Genomic DNA, 21,580 nt, shown 5'->3' on the forward strand with positions numbered 1-21,580 from the left:
TCACTCCTCGCTCTGCGAATACGAAGCGTCCAAAATCTCTTGCGCGTACGCACGCTCCTTAGGCGTAAGCCGCGCCGTCTCGATCAGATCGGGACGCCAGCGACAGGTGCGCTCGATGGCGTTCTTGCGGCGCCAGGCGTCAACCTTGGCGTGGTCACCACTTACAAGCACGGGAGGCACGCCCTCGCCGTTAAACTCGGCAGGACGGGTGTACTGCGCGTACTCGAGCAGGCCTCCGTCCTCGGAGGTCGAGAATGATTCGTCAACGTTGCTCATCTCGTCACCAAGCGCGCCGGGAATCAGACGCACGACGGCGTCAGCAACGACCATAGCAGGCAGCTCGCCGCCCGTGAGCACATAGTCGCCGATCGACAGGCGCTCGTCGGCATAGGCATACGCGCGCTCATCGACACCCTCGTAGCGGCTGCACACAAACAGCAGGCGCTCGCTTTGGAGCAGGCGCTCGGCTACATGCTGTGTAAAAGGCTCACCGCAGGGCGTAAAGAACACCACGGTGGGCTTGGGGCCCTCAGAGCTGATGGCCTCGATGGCCTCGGCAATAGGCTCTACCTTCATGAGCATGCCCTGACCGCCGCCGTACGGCTCGTCATCGACGGTACGATGGCGATCGTGCGTCCAGTCGCGCAGGTTATACGCCTTAAAATCAAAAAGGCCGGCCTTGCGGGCACGGCCCAAGATCGATGTGGACATGACGGGTTCAAACATCTCGGGAAAGACCGAAAGGGTCTCGATCAGCATGTTGTCCTCCCTACTCGTCCATATCGATCAAGCCGTCCATAACGTGGACGGATATTGCTCCCCGATCGGGAAGATCGAGCACAACTTGCTCGATCACGGGAATCAGCACCTCGCCATACCGATCACCCTCGACAACCCAAACGTCGTTGGCGGGCGTCGACATAATCTCAACGATCGTTCCGAGCGACCCAAAGCGCTCGTCAACCACCTCGCGACCCATAAGGTCGGTATAGGCAGCGTCAAGCGAATCGAGCTCAAAGTCATCACGGTCCGCCAGAACGAAACAACCCGTGATGCCCTCGGCGGCCGTCAAGTCGTCAATGCCCTCAAACGAAACCAGATCGCCATCGCCCGTATCGGTAACGGATGTAACCGTGCAAAAGCGGTCACGCTTGAGCGCCGGTGGCGTCAGGGCGACGCGCATACCCGGCTCCAATACAGAAGGAAGCCCCCGCAGCGGCTGCGCGAGGACCTCCCCCTTCCTTCCGTGCGGCTTAACCACACGGGCGATGTTTTTGTACTGGGACCTCAAGGTCCTAGCCCAGAACCTCTACCTCGACGGAAGTGTCGAGGCGAGCGGCCAGTGCACGGGCGAGCGTGCGAATGGCCTTGATGGTACGGCCGCGACGGCCAATGACCTTAGCTACGTCATCCTCGGCAACCGAAACCTCAATAGTTGAGGCATCGTCGCCATCGATAACTTCCAGGCTCACGGAATCCGGGTCGTCGACGATCTGAACAACGAGATATTCGACGAGATCGGCGATGCGATCTGAGAGCATTGCCTCACCCTCGAGCTGTGCAGCGTCAACCTCAGGCACGATTTACTCCTCGGCGCCCTCAGCGGCCTCAGCGGCCTCAGCGGCAGCCTTAGCGGCCTCGGCCTCTTTGGCGAGCTGCTTCTTGGACTTCTTGACGACGGTCTCGGTCTTCTCGCCCTCGTTGGCGGCCTTGACCAGGGCGGCGACAGCGTCGGTGAGCTGAGCGCCCTTGGACTGCCAGTCAGCGATCTTCTCGAGATCGAGGTTGATGGTCTTGGGGGCGGTCATCGGATTGTAGCGGCCAACCTCCTCGATGATACGACCGTCACGCGGGGCGCGGGAATCGGCGACGACGACACGGTAGTACGGACGCTTCTTAGCGCCGTGACGAGCAAGGCGAATCTTGACTGCCAAAGGAAACTCCTCCAACCAAGCAGCTTTAGGCTGCAACTACAAACAAACAGTTGAACATAATACGCCATCGACGCGGGCAGGTGAAGTCCGTGAGACCAACTTCTTCGGTGTAGTCGAAGGCAAATCCATATCTTAGACAAGAATTCGCGATTTGCAAGCACATCCACGCACCCCACATGAGCTGCGCGGTATACTCATGCCATGAAAAGATGCGAACATACATACGGTTATGAGGATACTGCGGGCGTCACGCCGCCGCCCTGGACGGGTCCGGCGGTGGGTCTGATGGATCTCGATGCGTTTTTTGCGAGTGTGGAGATGCTCGATCATCCCGAGTGGCGCGGCAAGCCGCTTATCGTGGGCGGAGACGCCGAATCTCGCGGCGTCGTCTCCACCTGCTCATACGAGGCACGTCGCTTTGGCGTGCACTCCGCCATGCCCTCGGCCGAGGCACGCCGCCTATGTCCGCAGGCCATTTGGACACACGGGCATTTCGATCGCTACCACGAGGTCAGCGCACAGGTCATGAATATTCTTGCCGACGAGACACCACGCGTTGAGCGCGTGTCCATCGACGAGGCCTTTATCGACATCACGCCGGGCCGCTTTGCGCCCGAGGACCCACTGCTCGTCGTACGACGCATCAGCGATCGCGTGGCGGCACTGGGGGTGACCTGCTCCATCGGCGTCGGTTGCAACAAAACGGTAGCCAAGATTGCAAGCGAGCGAGACAAGCCGTTTGGGCTTACGGTCGTACGCCCGGGAACTGAGCAGCGTTTTCTGGCGCCGTTACCTGTTTCTGCCATGAGCGGTATCGGGCGCTCGGCCGAGGAGCGGCTGCGCCGCATGCGGATTTACACGCTGGGCGAGCTGTCGCGCGCACCGGAATCCACACTGTCTGCGATTTTTGGCGTTAACGGCGAGCGCATGCGCCAGCGTGCGTTGGGGCTCGAGGTTTCCGAAGTCACGAGCCTCGATGAAGAGCGTGAGGTCAAGTCGGTAAGCAATGAGCGCACCTTTGCGAAAGATTTGACCGAGCGCGGGGACATCGAAGCGGCGATTGCACTATTGGGCGAATCCGTCGGACGTCGCCTGCGCCGCCAGGGGCTTACCGGCACCACGGTGACGCTCAAACTTAAGTACTCGTACGGCAGCGGTCGCTCGGCACAGCGACGACTCCCCCATCCCACCGACGACGAGAACATCTTTGTGGCGGTAGCGATCGAGTTGCTCGACAACATCTGGCAGGAAGGAATGCATGTACGCCTTGCCGGCATAGGCATGAGTGACTTCAATCATCAAGGCGGCATACAGACCGACCTGTTTTGCGAAGTCGACGACCGCGGAGCCCAATCCAGCGACCGCCGTGACCTCTCCGTCGCCATCGACGCAGTCCGAGACAAGTTCGGCGACACCGCCCTATCCTTCGGCCGCCAATCACGCTTCTCCTCCCACTAAGTAGCTAATTTGGGACGGGGCTTTTTTAGCTACTTTAGATTGTCAGGGTAGTACGGGGCAGCTAATTTGGGACGGGGCTTTTTTAGCTACCCTTCAGCTGGCAGCGAATCACCCGGGGCCGGAATAAAACTCAACCGATTTGTAGGGTTAGCTAAAATAGCCCCGTCTCAAATTAGCTACCCAACCCATACCTGACGCGGTCACAACACAGACCTCGTCCAAAATGAGCTATTTTTTGACTTTGACCTTTTGTATGGTGCAGTGTCCAATGCCCGTAAGACGGACGATCTGTTTAATCGAAAAGCCCTCGCTCTTCAAAGTACGAATGCAGGCATCGCGCGCCCCCTTTGGCAAAGCCTTAAGGTGATGAGGCTCGTACGGCTTAAGAAGCGCCTGCGCAAACTCCAGCGCATCTGTGTCGCTCACATGAGCGCCGTCACGGAAGCAATAGCGATTGGGCTCACCCGAGGTGCTGAAGGCAAAAAATCTCTGAGAGTCACCAAGCAACCCGAGAACGCAATCCGTTTTACAGATACCCGGATATCCCATATACTCGCGAAAGCTGCTCCATCGATACAGCGAAGCGGTCCCAATCCTCGCCTTCGCGGGATTGTCGTGAATGTATCTCACGCAGTTGAGCAGCTGATCATCATCGAGGATCGGCACACTCTTAAATCGATCCTGGAAAACAGGCCCCTTCCTGCCTGTCTTTGAGTTGAAATACATGGCATACGCCGTCGTAATCGAATGCATGCAATCGCTCAGATGAACATGCTCGTCGTCAAGCAGAAGATGAATATGGTTATCCATAAGGCACCACGCGATGACATCCACTTTAAACTTCTGGCATTTCGAAGCAATCAGCCGAATCAGATAGAGCCGATCTTCGTCATCCTCAAATATGAGTTGGTCGGCACATCCCTTTTGGACGACATGGTAAAAACCATATACAGAGATTTCTCGCGCAGTCCGAGTCATACGCATCCCCTCCTCTACAGATGACAATTACGTTACCCGAGCCAGAGTAGAAAAAAACGTACTGGGAGCTATAAATCGCGATGTTCGGCGAACGGTAGGTAGTAGCTAAAAAAGCCCCGTCCCAAATTAGCTACTTTTGGGCAAAAAGAAAGCCGGGCGGCTGCGGAAAAACGCGACTGCCCGGCGAAATACTTGAGGGTAGCTAAAAAAGCCCCGTCCCAAATTAACTAATGAGAAGCCCCGCCCAAATGAGCTACTAGAGGAGGTCCAGGGAGAGCTGGGGAGCGTCACCCCAGAGCTTTTCGAGGCGGTAGAACTCACGTGCCTCGGGAGTGAAGACGTGGACGACAACCGAACCGTAGTCCATGAGCATCCAGGTCTTCTGCTCGCGGCCCTCAATGGAAAACGGGTGCTCGCCGCAAGCCTCGGCGACTTTCTCCTCAATCTCGTCGACGATGGAATCAACCTGGCGGTTGTTGGTGCCGGTAGCAAGGACAAAGTAGTCGCACACATCGGAAAGCTCAGTCAGGTCGAGCACCTGAACGTCCTCGCCTTTCTTGTCGTAGGCGGCCTGCGCGGCAGCGCGGGCGACATCCTCGGCGGCGACACCGCTGGCGGAGAGCGTCGCGGCGGTGCGGTCGGACGTGGCCACGAAACTCTTGTGCTCCACACTTTCAAGAATCTGCTCGTCGGTCATGGTCTCATCGGCCATGGAATACCTCTTTCTAGACGCACCCGAGCTAGCGCAGCTGGGCGTAATGGTTGTAAATCGTAATAGCCGTGGGATAAAGATAGCGCCCGGACTGGATCACATAGACCAGACCCTGCGCAAAACAGGAGAAGAACAACTCGTCGAGCGAGGACTTCCCCACCATCTTGCGCAGCGCATGGGCATAATCGCCGTGGCGGTTGGGTTCGATGGCATCGGCCACAAAGACCACCATATCGAGTGGCGTCATGTCGCAAGCGCCCACGGTGTGACGGTCGACAGCCTGAAAGACCGCCGGCGACAGCTCGGGAAAAAGCTGCGGAAGCTCATAGGCGGCAACCGGGCCATGCAAAAGCGGCGTCGCGGCAGACGGAGAGCCGGCAATCTTAATGCCATAATGCAGAGCGCGCGTGACCAGCTCGTCGTCGGAGAGCACTTTGTCCCAGTCATGGATCAGGCCGGCGGCAGCGGCATCAAAGCGGTCGACACCGTATACCTCGGCTAGGTGCAGCGCCGTCTCGGCAACCCCGAGCGAATGCACGTAGCGCTTACGCTTATCCTTCATGCGCACATCGAGCAACTCGTGGATACGCGTCAAGAGCGCACGCTCGTCGCCCTCAAACTGATCTTCTACCGACAACGTTTCCCCCCGTCAATCAAAATCGTCTTGCCCAAGATCGGCATACAGGCCGCGTTTACGGATATAGCCGAGCACGGACTCGCTCGTAAGATAGCGCACGCTCATGCCGCGGGCAACCCGCTTGCGAATGTTGGTCGAGCTAATTGCCAGCGCCGGAATCTGAATATAGCGCACATCGAAGGGCAGCCCCGATTCCTTAATCCTCGACCGGGCCGTATCGATGTCAAAGCCGGGGCGTGTCGCAGCGATAAAGGTTGCCAGTTCGGCAATCTCGTGAGCATTGTGCCAGGTCACAATATCGATAATCGCATCGGCACCCGTAATAAAGTAAAGCTTCACCTGTGGCGGGTAAAACTCGCGAAGGGCACGCAGCGTATCGGCTGTATAGGTGACACCGGCACGATCGATCTCGAAGCGGCTTGCCAAAAAGGCCGGGTTCGCGGCAGTCGCGAGGACCGTCATGGCATAACGGTCCTCGGCAGGCGTCACCGGTTTGTCGAGCTTAAAGGCAGGAGAGCCGGCCGGCATAAAAAGCACAGCGTCCAAGTCGAGCGACTCGCGAGCCTGCTCGGCGGTAACCAAGTGCCCGTAATGAATCGGGTCAAAGGTGCCGCCCATAATGCCAAGCCGAAACTCGTGCCCATCCTTGATGGGCAGCTCTGGCAATCCGATTCCACCGCGCAGCGACATGGCTTACTCGCCCTCCGGGGTCTCAATAACGTCGACTTGGGTAGCGCCTTCGGAGCCCTCGGTAACATTAGCCACGTCCACACCCTCGGCCGCTACGTCAATAACCTCAACGCCAGCATCTTCGAGCTCGTCCTCGAACTCCGAGAAGTCCTCGGCGCCCTCAAAGTCAAAGGCGCGCTGGCAAATGCGAACCTCGTCGCCCGCACGGCAGCCGGCCTTCTCGAGCGCGTCGTCGACACCCATGCGCGCAAACTTATGCTGCAGGTAGATGACAGCTTCCTCGTTTTCCCAGTCGGTTTGGATGACCATGCGCTCGATCGCGCGACCAACCACGCGGAAAGCACCCGGCTCTTCCTCAACAATGCGGAAGCGCTTCTCGCGCTGCAGACGGCGACGCTCCCACTCCTCATCGCGCAAATCGACCGGCTCATCGGAAACCGCAAGCTCCGCGCGGAGCTTAGCCACCTGCTCGCCCACGGCAAGCATCAGGGTGTTGAGGCCGGCACCCGTCACAGCAGAAACGGCAAAAAACATATGGCCGTCGTCGAGCGCCGCGCGCTTAAGGTCGGCAATCTTGTCGGCCGTGCCCGGCGCATCGCACTTGTTGGCGACGACGATCTGCGGGCGCTCCGAGAGCTCGGCACCATACTGCTCGAGCTCACGGTTAATGATGCGATAGTCCTCGACCGGATCGCGATCCTCAAAACCGCCCGTCATATCGACAACGTGCATGATCAAAGCAGTGCGCTCAATATGGCGCAGGAACTGGTGACCCAAGCCCTTGCCTTCACTCGCACCCTCGATGAGACCGGGGACGTCGGCAACGACGTAAGAATATTCGCCGGCACGCACCATGCCCAGATTGGGCACGAGCGTGGTAAACGGGTAGTCGGCGATCTTAGGACGGGCGGCGCTCATACGCGCGATGAGCGAGGACTTGCCCACCGAGGGAAAGCCCACGAGCGCGGCATCGGCCATAAGTTTCATCTCGAGCTCGATCCAGTGCTCCTCGGCCGGCTCACCCAGCTGGGCAAACGCGGGCGCGCGGCGCACCGACGTCACAAAGTGGGTGTTGCCCAGACCGCCGGCCCCACCGGGCGCCACGACAACGCGCTCGCCATCGTGCACCAGGTCGGCAATCTCGAACATCGGGGTCTGCGTCTCGGGATCGAGCTCGCGGACTACGGTGCCCATGGGAACTTTCAAAATCAGGTCCTCGCCGCTCTTGCCATTGCGACGGGCGCCCTGGCCGTGCGTGCCGCGCTCGGCACGGAAGTGATGCTTAAAGCGGTAATCGATCAGCGAAGACAGCTGCGCATCGGCCTGGATGAGGACATTGCCGCCACGGCCGCCGTCGCCGCCATCGGGGCCGCCCTTGGGGACAAATGCCTCGCGCCTAAACGACATGCATCCGGCTCCGCCGTCGCCACCGCAAACGTTTATGCGGCTGATATCGGTGAACTGTGACAACAGAATCGCCTCCTACAAAAAAGAGGGAGACCCTTGAATCCTAAAACTCAAGTGCCTCCCACATATGTGCTCTATGAAGGGTGAATTACGCGTTCGCGAGCGGGCGTACGCTGACCCTGTGCTTGATACCCTTGTGGAACTCAACGGTACCGTCGACCAGCGCGAACAGCGTGTCGTCCTTGCCACGGCCAACGTTCGCACCCGGGTGGATGTGCGTGCCATGCTGACGGACGAGAATCGTGCCCGTGGTTACCGTCTGGCCGGCGAAGCGCTTCGTGCCAAGGCGCTGACCGCGGGAGTCACGGCCATTACGGGAGGAACCGAGTCCTTTTTTGTGTGCCATTGTGTATACCTACTCTTTCGTTACGAGTGTAATCTACTCGGCGACGGGAGCCTCGGCAACAGCCTCAGCCTCTGCCTTGACAGCCTTCTTGGCGCGGGAGGTAGCCTGAACCTTCACGATCTTCAGCTTGGTGAGCTGCTGACGGTGACCCTTCAGACGACGATAGCGCTTACGCTTGTGGAACTTGAAGACCAGCTGCTTCTCGCCCTTGAACTGCTCAACGATCTGAGCGGTAACCTTGGCCTTGGCCAGCTTGTCGGGATCGGTGACGATCTTCTTACCATCGTTGAGGAAGATGACCGGCAGGGTGACCTTGTCGCCCTCATTGCCCTCGATCTTCTCGACGGTGATTACATCGTCGGTGGCGACCTTGTACTGCTTGCCGCCCGTGTTAACGATTGCGTACATGTTTACTTGCCCTTCATGCATCAGTTAGTGCAACAGCCGAATATAGTAGCAGGCGATAATACCCCCGTCAACGAGTATGTGGAGCAAATCCACAAGTTCGCACAGGTATGGGGCTGACGAGTCGGCCCTCGTCGTCTTCGCATGCTTGATTCTGACGCTCGACATCGTAGGAGCAGATGGTCACGAGGTCTTGCATACCGGTGGAAACAATAGGTGCATCGACGCCCGGGGTCAAGCCCTGCAACAAAACATCAGCAGCAGAAAGCAAAATTTCCGGACGCATGGAGCCCTCGTTGTCGGCATGGGTGTCGAGTATGAGCACCAGATGGTCCGGGCGCTCCCCTGCCTTAAGCTCGTAGCCCACGAGCGTATGGTCCAAGTCCAGGCGCTTGCTCTTTTTGCCGCGCGCATAGTCGATGCCGTGGCCCGCACGCAACGTGTCGATTGCGCGACGCACCTCGTCGACAGCGACCGGCGCCTCAGGGTCCAGATGCAGGTCAATGCGGTACGACAGACGCGTGAGCTGGGCCGTGAGCGCCGGCGTGCGCACGTCGATGTATGCGGCCTCGATGGGGGCCAGATCGGCCGGAGATGCCGCGGCCAGGCGCCCAAAGGCCTCGTCGAGCGCGACGAACTCGGTCATAAACAGGTCATACCACTCGCAGGTCGACGACGTGCCCACGGGCAGCGCCGAGGAAAAACCCACGCGCATGTGCGGAGAGAAGCCCTGCGTCACAGCATAGGGCAGGCCCGCGCGACGCACGATACGCTCAATGGTATGGATTAGTTCCAAATGGCCCAGGTACTTAAGGCGGTCGCGCTTGCCGTAGCGAACGCGCAGCCTAAAGAGCGTGGGGTTGTCGGTCAAGCGCTCACTCATGCGCGATCACCCACCAATACGTTCTTGGCGTGGAGCGTGGGGCAGATTCCGCAGCCGGTGCACGACGTGCGGGTGCAGTCGGGAGTCGTGACGCCCTCCAGCGAGCGGCGGTATTCGCGCTCGAGGAAGCCGCGCGAGCAACCGGGGCTCACGTGCTCCCAGGGCAGGTGCCAGTCCAGCTCGTAGGGCAGGTGCACGAGCTCGTTGAGGTCGATGCCGTTTTTGGCCGCGGCCTCCTTCCAGTTATCGAGCGAGAAATGCTCCACCCAGGCGTCAAAACGCGAACCGGCACGCCAGGCATCGATGATGACCGGCGTCATGTCGCGGCCTGCACGAGACAGCGCCGCCTCGATAAGCGAGGTCTCGGCATCGTGGTAGTGCACGCGGACCGCACGGTTGCGAACGCTCGTAATGAGGAGCTTCTGGCGGCGTTTGACGTCGTCGTAATCGAGCTGCGGGCACCATTGGAAAGGCGTGGCGGCCTTGGGAATAAACACCGACACCGAGATGGACACCGAGATGGAGCCGCGGCGCGCCTTGGGTACCACGGAGCGGCCGAGCTCCAGCACGTGATCGGCCAGGTTGGCGATGGCCACGATATCCTCATCGCGCTCACCGGGAAGACCCATCATAAAGTAGAGCTTCATGCGGTTCCAGCCGGCCTCGAAGGCCGCCTTGGCCGCGCGGTCCACGTCCTCCTCGGTCACGTTCTTGTTGATGATGTCGCGCATGCGCTGGCTACCGGCCTCGGGGGCAAACGTCAGGCCGCCCTTCTTTTCGCCGGCGACCGACTCGGCCATATCCACGCCAAACGAATCCAGGCGCTGCGAGGGAATGGACACGCGAATGCCCGTATCTTCCAGGCGGCGGTTGAGCCTGCCAAGCACGTCGCGGATGCAGGAGTGGTCGGTGGTCGAAAGCGAGGTGAGCGACACCTCGTCATAGCCGGTCTTTTCCAGGCCCTGGATCACCGAGGACACGATCTGGTCTGCCGAGCGCTCGCGCACCGGGCGATACGTCATGCCGGCCTGGCAAAAACGGCAACCGCGAGCGCAGCCGCGCAGGATCTCGATAGACAGGCGATCGTGAACGAGCTGCGCATAGGGCACGCACGACTGCGACAATGGATTGGTAGCGCCAAAGTCCTCGACGACGCGCTTGTAGACCACCGGCGGGACGTCCTTACCCTCGCGCGGCACGGTGTAGCCGTGCGGTGAGCAGGGTTCGTCATAGCGCACCTCGTACAGCGACGGCACGTAGGTACCGGAGACACTCGCGAGCCGCTCGACAATCTGGGCGCGCGGGACACCCTCGTCACGCAGGCGGCGATGCAACTGGCAGATCTCGAGCAGCGACTCCTCACCCTCGCCAATCAGGATGGCATCGAAGAAGGCCGCATACGGCTCGGGGTTATAAACCGAAGGTCCGCCGGCGACGATGATGGGATCGTCCTCGGTGCGGTCGGCCGCCAGCAGCGGAATGCCGGCGAGGTCGAGCGCCTCGAGAAAGTTCGTCACAGCCATCTCGTGCGGCACATGCATACCGACGATATCAAACGAAGCCACGGGCGCTGCGCCCTCGAGCGACAGCAGCGGGATACCGGCCTCGCGCATGGCATCGCCCATATCGGGCCACGGCACATAACCGCGCTCACAGGAGATGCCCTCGGCCTGGTTAAGGATGTTGTACAGGATGGCGATACCCTGGTTGGGCAGGCCGACCTCGTACACGTCCGGGTAAATCATGCAGCAACGATAGTCGGCATCGGCCTTGGAGAGCGTACCCCACTCGTGGTCGATATAGCGACTCGGCTTTTCGACCTTCGCGAGCAGCGGCTCGATCAAATGAAAACAGTCTTGGTATGGAACGCGCAAAAGAAACCCCTAAGCAGCGAGATCGGATGCATCCTCAAAAGGATTCATGGGACGGGTAGCGCCGGCAACCGTGGTCACCAGGTCGCGGACGCGCGAGAACGTGGCGGCAACCACCTCGTTGGCACGGCTGTAGTCGATATCGCGCTCGTAGAGAGACACGAGCGCACGGCCCATGCCATAGGTGCCGAGGGCGGCGGAGAGCGCCTTGACGGCAAACCCGATATGCGGCGTCTGCTTTACCAGGGCGCGAGTGACGGCGCGCATTACCAAGCCGCCGGCAAGCACGCCCGCGACCTCATAGCCGCGCTCGGGCTTAATGCCGCGCCCAAAGATAGCCGCAAGCTCAAAGAGCATGCCAACCTGCGCCAGCGCCATAACGGGATAATCGGCCCCCGGCAAAAACACCAGCGCGCCCGTCGCCATATTGGTAAGCGCGCACGAGGTGATGATGCGGTTGGCGGCGGCGATGCGCATAAAGGCAAAGTTCGCCGCAAAGGCCGTCTCCTTTTCCGTACGGTCCAGGATCCAGCGGGCGAGTGTCTCGAGCAGATACGTCTTATCGGTGGCCGCTACCACGCCGAGCATGGGCGTGGACTCCTGGATAAAAGGCACCTCGACAGCGGACTCGGCCAGCACGCACACGGGCGCGCCGGCAATGACGAGCTCCTGTACAGCACTCTCAAGGCGCTCAGATCCGCACGAAAGCACCAGTACCACGTCGGTATCGGTCTTGGGGACGATTCGCTCCTCACCCAGGCGCTCAACGCGCACAATACCCGACGTCGTCTGCGGCACAAAGGCATCGCGCACCGTCTCGACCAAAAAACGCGAGGCAGTCGAATCCAGGTAGACCGAAACGCGCACCGGCGTATCGGAATCCCTCTTGGTGGTCGCGCCCATTTTAAAAGCGCGGGTCAGCTTTTCCACGGGAATCTTCATGGCAAACCCCTCCAGCGGTTACGCGGCGCCCGAACGATGCCGCCATATGGATTGTACGATACCCACCGTCAGCAACTGGATCATCATCGACGACGAGCCAAAGCTAATGAACGGCAGCGGAATACCGGTAATCGGCATCATGCCAATGCACATGCCGATGTTCTCGAACGTCTGGAATGCCCACATGCCGACAATACCCACACATGACAAGCGCAGAAACAGAGACTCGCACTTAAAGGCGACGCGAATCGTCGAAAAGATGAGCAGTACGTACAGGCACAGCAACAAAAAGGAACCGCAGAAGCCGAACGTCTCTGACAAAAAGGCGAAGACGAAGTCGGTATGGAACTCGGGCAGAAAGCCCCCGGCCGACTGCGTCGCATGCCCCAAGCCCTTACCAAAGAAACCGCCCGAGCCGACCGCGATCAACGACTGCTGCAGGTTGTACGCATCGTCCGAATCGGCGTTGTCGGGGTCGATAAAGACCGTCAGACGATTCATCTGGTACTGCTTAATGAGCACATCGTGACCGAGCAGCGAATCGAAGACCGAATCGAGCGCCAGGACGAGCGCCACCAAACCCACGAGCAGAGCCAAAGTCGACAGCACCCATTCGCGGCGCGCACCGCTCATGCAGATGACAATGGCGCCCGACACCAGCACGACCAGACCCGAGCCCAGATCGCCCATGGCGACGACGGCCAAAAACGGAACGGACAGCATGCCGCAGAGCTTAATGTAGTCGCGAGCGGTATCGATGCGCCCGTTGTACTGCGAGCCAAGCGTGGCCATAAAGAAGATGGTGATGAGCTTGGCAAGCTCAACGGGCTGGAATGTTAAACCGATACCGGGAATCTTGATCCAACCCGTCATTCCCAAGCCGCCCGTATAGGACAGGCCCGGAATCTTAGGCGAGAAGATCACGATGAGATCGATGACGAGCAGGGCCGTCGAAAAGTTGGAAATGCCGCGCAGGTCGGTGCGCCAGACGAGCACCGCCAGCACCGCGCCAATACCGATACCCAGCAGGTGACGCGAGAACGAGGCGTCGGCTTTAAACTGCGAGGCGGACCAGATAATAATGGCGCCATAGGTGACGAGCGCCACAGTCGCCAACAGCACGCCGACGTGCACCTTTTGGCGAAACGTTCCGCGCGATGCGGAAATCTGCTTGTTGACGCGGTCCAGGCTGCTGCGAGAGCCGGTTTTGGTTGAGCGGAACAGGTCCGCCGGCGAAAAGTCCATCGCAACCTCCTATCGAACCGAGGAATCGCCCGTGGCCGTCGACGTGTCGGGCTCGTCATAAATCGCACCGAGGACATCGCGCACAACGTGCAGCGCGGTATCGGAGCCGCCACCGCCCTGTTCCAAGACAGTGGCGATCACGTACTTGGGGTCATCGGCCGGCGCGTAGGCGCAAAACCACGCGTAATCGTCCTCGCCGCTCTTCTCGCCCGTGCCAGACTTGCCGTAGACCGTAGGGGTCAGGGAGTTAAAGTGCGCGGCGGTCGAAGTCGACGCCGAGTAAATCACATCGTGCATGCCGTTGCGGACCAGCGCAAGATCGGCATCGTTGTTAATTTGGGCCTCAAGGCGCTTCTTTTTGCCCTTGCCGTTGTACTTGTAGGCATCGCCGTCGCCATCACGCGAGACAGCAGATAAGAACACATGCGGCACATACTGTTTGCCGCCGTTGGCAATACCCATGTAGGCGCAGGCCATCTGCAGCGGTGTCACCAGAATGTCGCCCTGGCCGATGGCGATGTTGGTCATATCGCCGGCATTCCACTTGCGGTCCTCGGCCGAGGCGTCGGTAAAGTACGACTCTTTCCACTCGGCATCGGGAATGCGGCCCGCACCCTCACTCGGCAGGTCGATGCCGCAGGTCTTGCCCAGGCCCCAACGGCGAAAGACCTCTTGCAAGCCTTCGGGATGCTGGTCGTTGTAGAAAAAGGCCTTGCCCATATCGTAGAACACGGGGTCGCAGGAGTTGGCGATACCGGACTGCAGCGTCATCGTGCCGTGGCCGGAGTGCAGCCAGCAGTACTTTCCCCAAGATTTGCCCAAGCCGGTCCAATATCCCGTGCAGTTGGTCGTTTGGCTCGAAGTGTACGTGCCAAATTCGAGGCCAGCCAACGCCGAGAGGGGTTTGATGGTCGAGGCGGACATGTACTGGCCACTAATGGCGCGGTTGAGCAGCGGATGCGAGCCCTCGTCATCGTTAAGCTCGGTCCACACGTCATTGGAAACGCCGCCGATAAAGACAGAAGGATCAAACTTGGGTTCGCTTGCCATGCCCAGGATCTCGCCGTTGTTGGGGTCAAGGCACACCACGGCACCGTTGCCGGCATTGCTATGGCCCGTAGTCTTGGCAAGCTCAATGGCATTCGCCAGAGCCGTCTCGCAGGCCTGTTGAATCTTAAGATCGAGCGTAAGCTTAATGTCAGAACCGGCCTTGGCGGGAACGGCGCCGGCTTGACCGGTAACGTTACCCGAGGCGTCAACTTTCACGGTCTGCTCACCGCGAATGCCCTGCAGCAGATTTTCGTAGTAAATCTCTACGCCCGCCTGACCCACAATATCGCCCGATTGATACGAGATCTGGCCAGCCGCGCTTTCGTTGCCGTCCGACGACTTCTTGTTCTGCGCCTCGAGCTGCTCGGAGGTAATGGTGCCGGTATAGCCCAAAATATGGCAGGCGGTCTCGCCATACGGGTACTGGCGCTCGGTGCGCTCGGCTATCTTCACGCCGGGAAACTCACCGGCGTGCTCCTGAATGTAGGCGACGGTAGAGCGGCGCACGTCAGTCGCGATCGTATGCAGGCTCTGCGCGCCCTCGGAATTGTCCTGGATGTTGCGCAGCACCGCGACATACGGCATGCCGAGCACGTTGGCAAGATGACGCACCAGCACCTTGTCGTCGGCAAGATCGCGATAGGCGACGACGGCGAGCGAGGGGCGGTTTTGCACCAGTGCGACGCCGTTGCGGTCCAAAATGCGGCCACGCACGGCCGGCGTGGTAACGGTTCGGGTCTGATTGCTCTTGGCCTGCTTGTCGTAGTAGTCCGACGAGACCATCTGCATGCCCCACAGCTTAACGGCAAGCGCGGCAAACATGGCACCCACGCCCGTGGTGAGGATGGAGAAGCGGCCCTTGAAGGCCGTGGCGGCCGTATTGCCCTCGCCCTCGGTGGCGCGCGGGGCCGTTCCGTGCTGTGTGTCGTAGGTAAAGCGGGAGTCGCCGCGGCGCATGATGACCAGCGCGACCACAATGGCCACGACCAGCGCGATACCGGCGACAACAACCGTCAACTGGGAAGACATCTTGAGGCCTCCCCTATTTGAGCTTACGGGTCTTGGGCTTAAAGCGCATGCCCGTCTGACGCCCACCGCGCGCGGAGAACCCATAGCCAGACTGCGGAGCGGCGCCGGACATCAAAAACGGAATGGCAATCAAGCCCGTCAGGATCGAGGACGGCAGAGCGTGCCCAAAGATGGCCACCACAAAGCTCGTCTCCAGACCCATAAACAGCAAGATGATGCTGTAGACCACGTTGATGGCAAGCGCAAAGGCGCCCACGGTAATGCCGCGCGCGCCCGGCGAGCCGCCCGTCTGACCAGCCGCGCTGTGCACCAAAGCAAAACTGCCCACGGTCAGCAGCAGCGACATAACGCCCACCGGCACGGCGGCGGAAAGGTCGTAAAACAGACCGCTGCAAAAGCCGCAAACGACGGCACGCGTAGGGTCGCCCGAAAACACGGCCAGGCACACCAAAATAATCATAAAGTTGACGCGACCGCCCGCGATGGAGATTTGCGGTGCCAGTCCCGCCTGCAGCAGCACGCAGACGATAGCGGCGATTGCAAAGGCACGGGAGCCAGTCCCCTGCTCGTGTAGATCCATGGACATGCCTCCCTATTCGCTCGATCCAGAATCGGACGCTTCGGCCGTGTCGGAATCATCATCCGATTTCTCGTCCTTAGACTGAGTCGCAGCATCGCGCGACGAGCCCTGCGGGGCACTATTGGCCGAGCTCACATCATCGTCCGAAGCCGACTGCTCATCGGTGAGCGAGGTGATGACGAGCACTTCCTCGTTATTTTCGGCCGTGGTCTGCGCACGCACCACAATGGTGTAGTACACGTCGTTAGCCGACTTCTCGACCGAAGACACGGTGCCAAGCGGCAGTCCCTTGGGGAACACGCCACCGATGCCCGAGGTCACGATGATATCGCCAACCTTAACATCGGAGTCGACGCTCACGTACTCAAGACGCAGCGTGCCATCGGGCTGGCCCTGTAGCATGCCTTGTGCGCGCGTGTCCTGCACCATGGCGGACACACCAGAGTTCTCGTCGCCAATCAGGCGCACGGTCGATGTCTTGGCCGAAACCTCGATAATCTGGCCGATGACGCCGGCCGAGCTCGTCACGGGCATGTTGATGGTAAGCCCGTCGGCAGAACCCTTATCGATGGTGACGGTCGACGTCCAGGCGTCACCCGAGGCTCCGACAATACGAGCCGCAGTGGACTTGAGGTTATAGGTCGACTGCAGGCCCACAAGACCCTCAAGGCGCTCAGCGGTCTTTTGGGCCTCGGAAAGCTCCGCGACCTTGGAAGTGAGGACCTCGTTTTGCTTTTTAAGGTCGTCGAGCGACTCCTGCGAAGCGGTGAGGTTGGAGAACACGTTGCCGATGGCATTGAATGGCGCCGCCACCGCCGAGCCAACGAAACGCACCGGAGAGGTGATTGTCGTGACGCCCGAACGCACGGCATGTATCGGCCCGGCCTCGCCCTCTCGAATGTAAAACGTGAGCAGCAACACAGAAATCAGGCTGAAAACAATCAACGGGCGCATACCCGTTGATTGTCGTTTGGTATTCAGATTTGAAGAGAAACCCGAAGATCGTGCCAAATGGAATCCACCTTTTGGAAATTAAGCATTGGTCTGGACGAAACCGCCGTCAAACGCGTTGGCCTCGAGCACACGGGCGCAACCGTTTACGACGTTGTCGAGCGCCGTGGGGCTCACGTTGACCGAAACGCCCGTCTCGTCGCGCAAGCGCACGTCGAGGCCGCGCAGCAGCGCTCCGCCGCCGGTCAGCAGAATGCCGTAGTACATAAGATCCGAGGCAAGATCGGGCGGTGTGGCGTCGAGTGCGTCCTTGACGGCCTTGGCCATCTCGTCGAGCGGCTTATTGAGCGCACGACGAATCTCCTCGCTCTCGATGCGCACGGTCTTGGGCAGGCCCGTGATCACGTCGCGGCCATTGACCTCGACGTCGAGCTCGTCCTTGAGCGGCACGGCAGAGCCGACCTTAATCTTAATGTCCTCGGCCGTGCGCTCGCCGATGGCCAAATTGTAGGCATCGCGAACATGCGTGAGGATAGCCTGATCGAACTCGTCGCCGGCAATGCGGATGGACTGCGACACGACGATACCGCCCATGGCGATAACGGCAACCTCGGTGGTGCCGCCACCGATATCGATGACCATGGAGCCAGTCGGCTCCTCGACAGGCAAGTCAGCACCGATAGCCGCGGCCATGGGCTCCTCGATCAGATAGGCCTGGCGAGCGCCTGCCTGAATCGTAGCCTCGAACACGGCGCGCTTCTCGACCGACGTGACACCAGAGGGAACGCATACGACGACGCGCGGACGAGGGGTCCACGGATAGCGCTTCTCGGAAGCCTTATCGATAAAGTAGCGAAGCATGGCCTCGGTGACATCGAAGTCGGCGATGACGCCATCCTTAAGAGGACGCACGGCCACAATGTTGCCGGGCGTACGGCCAAGCATACGCTTGGCCTCGATACCGACTGCAAGAATGCGCTCATCGTTTTTGTCGATGGCGACGACGGAAGGCTCGCGAATGACGATGCCCTTGCCGCGCACGGAGACAAGCGTATTGGCGGTGCCGAGGTCGATGGCTAGATCGCCCGCATAGCTACCGAAAAACATGTCCATCAAAGAAAACAACGCAACTCCTGATGTGTTGGATGATTGCTGGAAAACTACTAGCCCATCATACTAGCGCAAGCCCGGCACCTCACTTGCGGTGAAGCACCGGGCAGCGCCAAATCTCATAAGGTCACTACTGGTTGTCAGCGGCCGAGAAATCGATGTCGAGCGAAGATACCGCCCAGCCGATATGGTTATCGGAGCGCACGAATTTGACGGTATATTCCTGCTCGCCGCCCTTGGACAGCGAAGCCTTCACCTTCGCGGTGCTCTCGGTCATAGACTGATCCATGCCCTCGATGGAGACGGTGGCGCCCTGCGGGATCGAGGAGATAATCATCGCCTTGGCGTCCTCGGACAGGCTGGAGGCCAGGCAAGACTCGGCCTTGGCGGTATCACCGTCGCCGGCAGCCTGGAACAGATCGGTGATGACGGACTCCTGCGAGGGGATACCCATGCCGCGCGTGTAGGCAAAGCCCAAACCGCCCGCGGCAAGAACAATCAGCAGAAGCAAAACCAGGAAGACCTTGAGGCCCGTATGGCGATGGCGACGACGGACCTTGGCCTGCTTGCGGTCCTGACGATCCTGCTGGACCATCTCGGACTCGGACAGCGTAAAGAAGCCCGTGTCGGACGGATCGGGCATAAACTGGCCAGTGGCACCCGTGGGATCGAGCGAATCGACAGCAGTCATATCCATGGCGGGCGCCGGGGCCGTGGCCATGGCGGTCTGGGCCGAAAGCGCGGCAAGTGAATCGTGCACGCGGGCAAGCTCATCGGCCTGCTCGGGCGTGAGCTGATAGATGCCGTCGGCGGTGGCGGCATTAAAGGCATCGAGCGCCTCGGAAGGACGACCCGCGGCAGAAAGTGCCTCGCCCATACCCGCGTTAAGCGCACGCGTGTCATCGCGCGGACCGGCAAAGTCGATAGCGGTGCGGTAGGTCTCCACGGCGTCCGCCGGTCGGCCAAGTTTGATGAAGCAGCGGCCGAGCTCGCCAAGGGCGGCCGCGGGGGCTGGATTGGCGCCATCGATGGCGGCCTGGCGGAAGGCAGTGCCTGCATTGGCGAAATCGCCCGACTGGAACAGCGCGTTGCCAAGACCCAGATAGGCCTTAAACGGCGTAGCATAGGAAGCATCCTGCGTTGCGGCGGAGAACGCCTGGGCTGCGGTCACATAGTCACCCACGGCAGCGAGCGCCTTGCCGCGGTTGGTGAGCAGCGCGCCGCGCTTTCCATAGGTGCCGTCGTTGAGGGCAGCCGCGTACGCCTCGGCAGCCTCGGCGTACATACCCAGGTGCATCAGAGCGTTGCCACGCAGATGGTCGGCCTCGCCCATGATCTCGCTGGGGGTCTTTGCCGCACCGAGCATCTGAGCGGCAGCGGAAAAGTCGCCCGCACGATAAGCGGCTCGACCCTGTTGAATCAACTGGCTATTCAAGGAAGTCCCCTTTTACTCGTGAACGATCTCGACATGGACGATCTCGTCGCCGGCGCGCAGCTGCGAAATCACGTCGAGGCCCTCGACCGTGGTGCCAAAGACGGTGTAACCGGAATCCAGATTGTGCTGGGCACCCAGGCAGAAGTAGAACTGGGAGCCCGCGGAATCGGGATCCATAGAACGTGCCATGGCAAGCGCACCGTCCACATGGCTGTTGCGCGGGTTGGTGGCAAACTCACCCTTGATGCAGTAGCCGGGGCCACCGGTTCCGGGCATACCGTCGGGGCCCTCAAGGCCGGCGGCGACGTCAGCGCCGGACATATCGCGGGTATTGGGGTCGCCGCCCTGGATCACAAAGCCGGGCACATAGCGGTGAAACTTAAGGCCGTCATAAAAGCCCATGGTAGAAAGCTCGCAGAAGTTCGCCACATGGATGGGAGCGCCCTCGCCGTCAAATTTGACCTTGATCGTACCCTTCGACGTCTCGATGATCGCACACTCGTCACCAGCGAGCTGGTACTCGGGCGTATAAAGCTCTTTCTTAAAACCAAACATGCGGTTCCTTCCTCGTGCGTTTAAAGCATATTTGTACGAATTGTAGCAATAAGCACGGGCGTCCATCAATTGCGCACGCAGGTTATGCCGTCGGAGGGCAACAAATTACGAACGCGGCTGCGGCTTCCAGGCGCTCACATTGGCATCGTACTGGTTAAGGGCGCTGTTGCCGCCCTGTGCGATGGGCGCCAAGATTTCACTCTGGCGTGCGCTCAGCGACTCGCCATCGGGAATGGACAGCGAGATATCCCAGCTCTGGCAGATCATGTCGACGCGCTCGTACATCCACTCGGCAAGCTGCTTGAGGTGCTCGATATCCTCCGCGTAGACGGTATCATCTTGCACCTTAAGGTTGTTGAGCTCGTCTTGGGTATTTTTGATCTGGTCGCGCAGGGCATAAGCGCTCTGCGACAGCTCCTGACGCGTGGAGAGCGGCGTGCGCAGGTACCCGCTGTTAAACGAGTCGACAACCTCGCCGATCTGATCATCGTCGCCATACGACACGATGGTCTGATACAGACCGTCGAGCTTGGTATAGAGCTGGTCGTCGGAAAGGACGGTCTCCTCCTGGACCACCTCGGCGGTATCGTCGGACTTGGCCTCTTCCTCGGTAGCCTCGCCCTTCTGGCGCGAGGGGAACGTCGTCTTGGCGGCCTGGCCAAACTGGTCGTAAAAGCCCGGCATAACGCCCATGGGGTCCGACGTCACAAACCAATAGGCACTGCCACACACGGCAGCGAGCAACACGATGACGATGAGCGGCTTGGGAATACGGCGCTTGTGCTTGTGGTAGGCATCCTCGTCCGGATGCACCTTGCGCTTGGGTTTTTGATTTTTGGACTGAGCGTCGTCACGAAGGGACACCGGCAGCGGGATATCGACCTTGGGAATGCCAAAATCCCTGTCGAAAGCCGGCAGCACGCAGGTCTCATTGGGATCGGCGGCATCGGAAAGTACCGCGGCGGCAGAGGCCGGCGCATGGGGCACCTCGGTATCGATCTGCTCCTGTGTCAGGCGGGGAAAACCAGCCGTGCGCCCAGCAGCCAGGTCGGATGCTGCCGCATCCTCGGAGAGAATGCCCGGGGCAGGGCGCCCGCACTTGGAACAGGTACGGTCATGCGGCGACAGACGGGCACCGCAGCCTTCGCAGAACACAAACTCGGTGTGCTCGGGGCCATCGCCCGGGCCAACATAGGTATTGCAATAGGGGCAGAACGAGGAGCCGTCCTCTATGGTCTTGAGACAATGCGGGCAAATCACGGCATCCTCTTTTCGGAATCATTCGAACAATCGAGGTTAGAG

The 21,580-nt window shown here is 60.1% G+C and carries 23 protein-coding genes; 1 reads left to right on the forward strand and 22 read right to left on the reverse strand.

The window, feature by feature from the left end:
• The 4 genes from trmD to rpsP are packed head-to-tail and all read right to left on the reverse strand — an operon-like array spanning position 1 to position 1,934.
• Positions 1–759 carry a tRNA (guanosine(37)-N1)-methyltransferase TrmD gene (gene trmD, locus ACTQW0_RS05735; protein WP_441567281.1) on the reverse strand — a complete coding sequence of 253 codons (759 nt, stop codon included), beginning with the start codon at positions 757–759 and terminating at the stop codon, positions 1–3.
• A gap of 10 nt (positions 760–769) precedes the next feature.
• Positions 770–1,261, reverse strand: coding sequence for a ribosome maturation factor RimM (gene rimM / locus ACTQW0_RS05740; protein WP_441567313.1), 492 nt, complete (start codon positions 1,259–1,261; stop codon positions 770–772).
• Between the two features lie 34 nt (positions 1,262–1,295).
• Positions 1,296–1,541: a KH domain-containing protein gene (locus ACTQW0_RS05745; RefSeq protein WP_154516529.1), complete on the reverse strand. Its 246-nt coding sequence runs from the start codon at positions 1,539–1,541 to the stop codon at positions 1,296–1,298.
• A gap of 42 nt (positions 1,542–1,583) precedes the next feature.
• The gene (rpsP, locus tag ACTQW0_RS05750) at positions 1,584–1,934 is read right to left on the reverse strand and encodes a 30S ribosomal protein S16 (protein WP_427717582.1); all 351 of its coding nucleotides are present in this window, start codon (positions 1,932–1,934) and stop codon (positions 1,584–1,586) included.
• 201 nt (positions 1,935–2,135) lie between these two features.
• On the opposite strand from rpsP, the gene dinB reads away from it, so the two are divergent.
• Entirely contained in the window at positions 2,136–3,392 is a 1,257-nt protein-coding gene (gene dinB / locus ACTQW0_RS05755; protein WP_427794791.1) for a DNA polymerase IV, read from the forward strand.
• A gap of 228 nt (positions 3,393–3,620) precedes the next feature.
• Here dinB and ACTQW0_RS05760 read toward each other — a convergent pair whose 3' ends face one another.
• From ACTQW0_RS05760 to ACTQW0_RS05845, 18 genes are all read right to left on the reverse strand, one after another.
• The gene (locus ACTQW0_RS05760) at positions 3,621–4,370 is read right to left on the reverse strand and encodes a transposase (protein WP_195838550.1); all 750 of its coding nucleotides are present in this window, start codon (positions 4,368–4,370) and stop codon (positions 3,621–3,623) included.
• 256 nt (positions 4,371–4,626) lie between these two features.
• Complete coding sequence (rsfS, locus tag ACTQW0_RS05765; RefSeq protein WP_154516214.1) at positions 4,627–5,082, reverse strand: ribosome silencing factor; 456 nt, start codon at positions 5,080–5,082, stop codon at positions 4,627–4,629.
• 28 nt (positions 5,083–5,110) lie between these two features.
• Entirely contained in the window at positions 5,111–5,644 is a 534-nt protein-coding gene (gene yqeK / locus ACTQW0_RS05770) for a bis(5'-nucleosyl)-tetraphosphatase (symmetrical) YqeK (protein ID WP_427718844.1), read from the reverse strand.
• A gap of 87 nt (positions 5,645–5,731) precedes the next feature.
• Positions 5,732–6,409, reverse strand: a complete 678-nt coding sequence (nadD, locus tag ACTQW0_RS05775; protein ID WP_427718693.1) for a nicotinate-nucleotide adenylyltransferase — start codon at positions 6,407–6,409, stop codon at positions 5,732–5,734.
• 3 nt (positions 6,410–6,412) lie between these two features.
• Complete coding sequence (gene obgE, locus ACTQW0_RS05780) at positions 6,413–7,879, reverse strand: GTPase ObgE (RefSeq protein ID WP_441567284.1); 1,467 nt, start codon at positions 7,877–7,879, stop codon at positions 6,413–6,415.
• 85 nt (positions 7,880–7,964) lie between these two features.
• Positions 7,965–8,222: a 50S ribosomal protein L27 gene (rpmA, locus tag ACTQW0_RS05785; protein WP_154516202.1), complete on the reverse strand. Its 258-nt coding sequence runs from the start codon at positions 8,220–8,222 to the stop codon at positions 7,965–7,967.
• A 33-nt stretch (positions 8,223–8,255) separates the two neighbouring features.
• On the reverse strand, positions 8,256–8,630 hold the full coding sequence (gene rplU / locus ACTQW0_RS05790; protein WP_035138585.1) for a 50S ribosomal protein L21: 375 nt from the start codon (positions 8,628–8,630) through the stop codon (positions 8,256–8,258).
• Between the two features lie 67 nt (positions 8,631–8,697).
• Positions 8,698–9,510: a TIGR03936 family radical SAM-associated protein gene (locus tag ACTQW0_RS05795; protein WP_441537882.1), complete on the reverse strand. Its 813-nt coding sequence runs from the start codon at positions 9,508–9,510 to the stop codon at positions 8,698–8,700.
• On the reverse strand, positions 9,507–11,384 hold the full coding sequence (locus ACTQW0_RS05800; RefSeq protein WP_441567286.1) for a TIGR03960 family B12-binding radical SAM protein: 1,878 nt from the start codon (positions 11,382–11,384) through the stop codon (positions 9,507–9,509). The genes ACTQW0_RS05795 and ACTQW0_RS05800 overlap by 4 nt, the downstream gene beginning before the upstream one ends.
• 9 nt (positions 11,385–11,393) lie before the next feature.
• Positions 11,394–12,323: a YcjF family protein gene (locus ACTQW0_RS05805; protein ID WP_427726909.1), complete on the reverse strand. Its 930-nt coding sequence runs from the start codon at positions 12,321–12,323 to the stop codon at positions 11,394–11,396.
• A gap of 18 nt (positions 12,324–12,341) precedes the next feature.
• Complete coding sequence (locus ACTQW0_RS05810) at positions 12,342–13,568, reverse strand: FtsW/RodA/SpoVE family cell cycle protein (protein ID WP_154516190.1); 1,227 nt, start codon at positions 13,566–13,568, stop codon at positions 12,342–12,344.
• 9 nt (positions 13,569–13,577) lie between these two features.
• Positions 13,578–15,647, reverse strand: a complete 2,070-nt coding sequence (mrdA, locus tag ACTQW0_RS05815; RefSeq protein ID WP_154516187.1) for a penicillin-binding protein 2 — start codon at positions 15,645–15,647, stop codon at positions 13,578–13,580.
• A gap of 13 nt (positions 15,648–15,660) precedes the next feature.
• The gene (locus ACTQW0_RS05820) at positions 15,661–16,227 is read right to left on the reverse strand and encodes a hypothetical protein (protein WP_441559121.1); all 567 of its coding nucleotides are present in this window, start codon (positions 16,225–16,227) and stop codon (positions 15,661–15,663) included.
• A gap of 12 nt (positions 16,228–16,239) precedes the next feature.
• Positions 16,240–17,181, reverse strand: a complete 942-nt coding sequence (gene mreC / locus ACTQW0_RS05825) for a rod shape-determining protein MreC (RefSeq protein ID WP_154516181.1) — start codon at positions 17,179–17,181, stop codon at positions 16,240–16,242.
• Between the two features lie 78 nt (positions 17,182–17,259).
• On the reverse strand, positions 17,260–18,291 hold the full coding sequence (locus tag ACTQW0_RS05830; RefSeq protein ID WP_006236061.1) for a rod shape-determining protein: 1,032 nt from the start codon (positions 18,289–18,291) through the stop codon (positions 17,260–17,262).
• A 127-nt stretch (positions 18,292–18,418) separates the two neighbouring features.
• Positions 18,419–19,723, reverse strand: coding sequence for a tetratricopeptide repeat protein (locus ACTQW0_RS05835; RefSeq protein ID WP_441567288.1), 1,305 nt, complete (start codon positions 19,721–19,723; stop codon positions 18,419–18,421).
• A gap of 12 nt (positions 19,724–19,735) precedes the next feature.
• A complete protein-coding gene (locus tag ACTQW0_RS05840; protein ID WP_154516178.1) occupies positions 19,736–20,278 on the reverse strand; it encodes a peptidylprolyl isomerase in 543 nt (180 codons plus the stop codon).
• 105 nt (positions 20,279–20,383) lie between these two features.
• On the reverse strand, positions 20,384–21,538 hold the full coding sequence (locus ACTQW0_RS05845) for a double zinc ribbon domain-containing protein (protein WP_441567290.1): 1,155 nt from the start codon (positions 21,536–21,538) through the stop codon (positions 20,384–20,386).
• Positions 21,539–21,580: the final 42 nt, after the last annotated feature.

Source organism: Collinsella sp. LCP19S3_B7 (assembly GCF_052121795.1).
Lineage (GTDB): Bacteria > Actinomycetota > Coriobacteriia > Coriobacteriales > Coriobacteriaceae > Collinsella.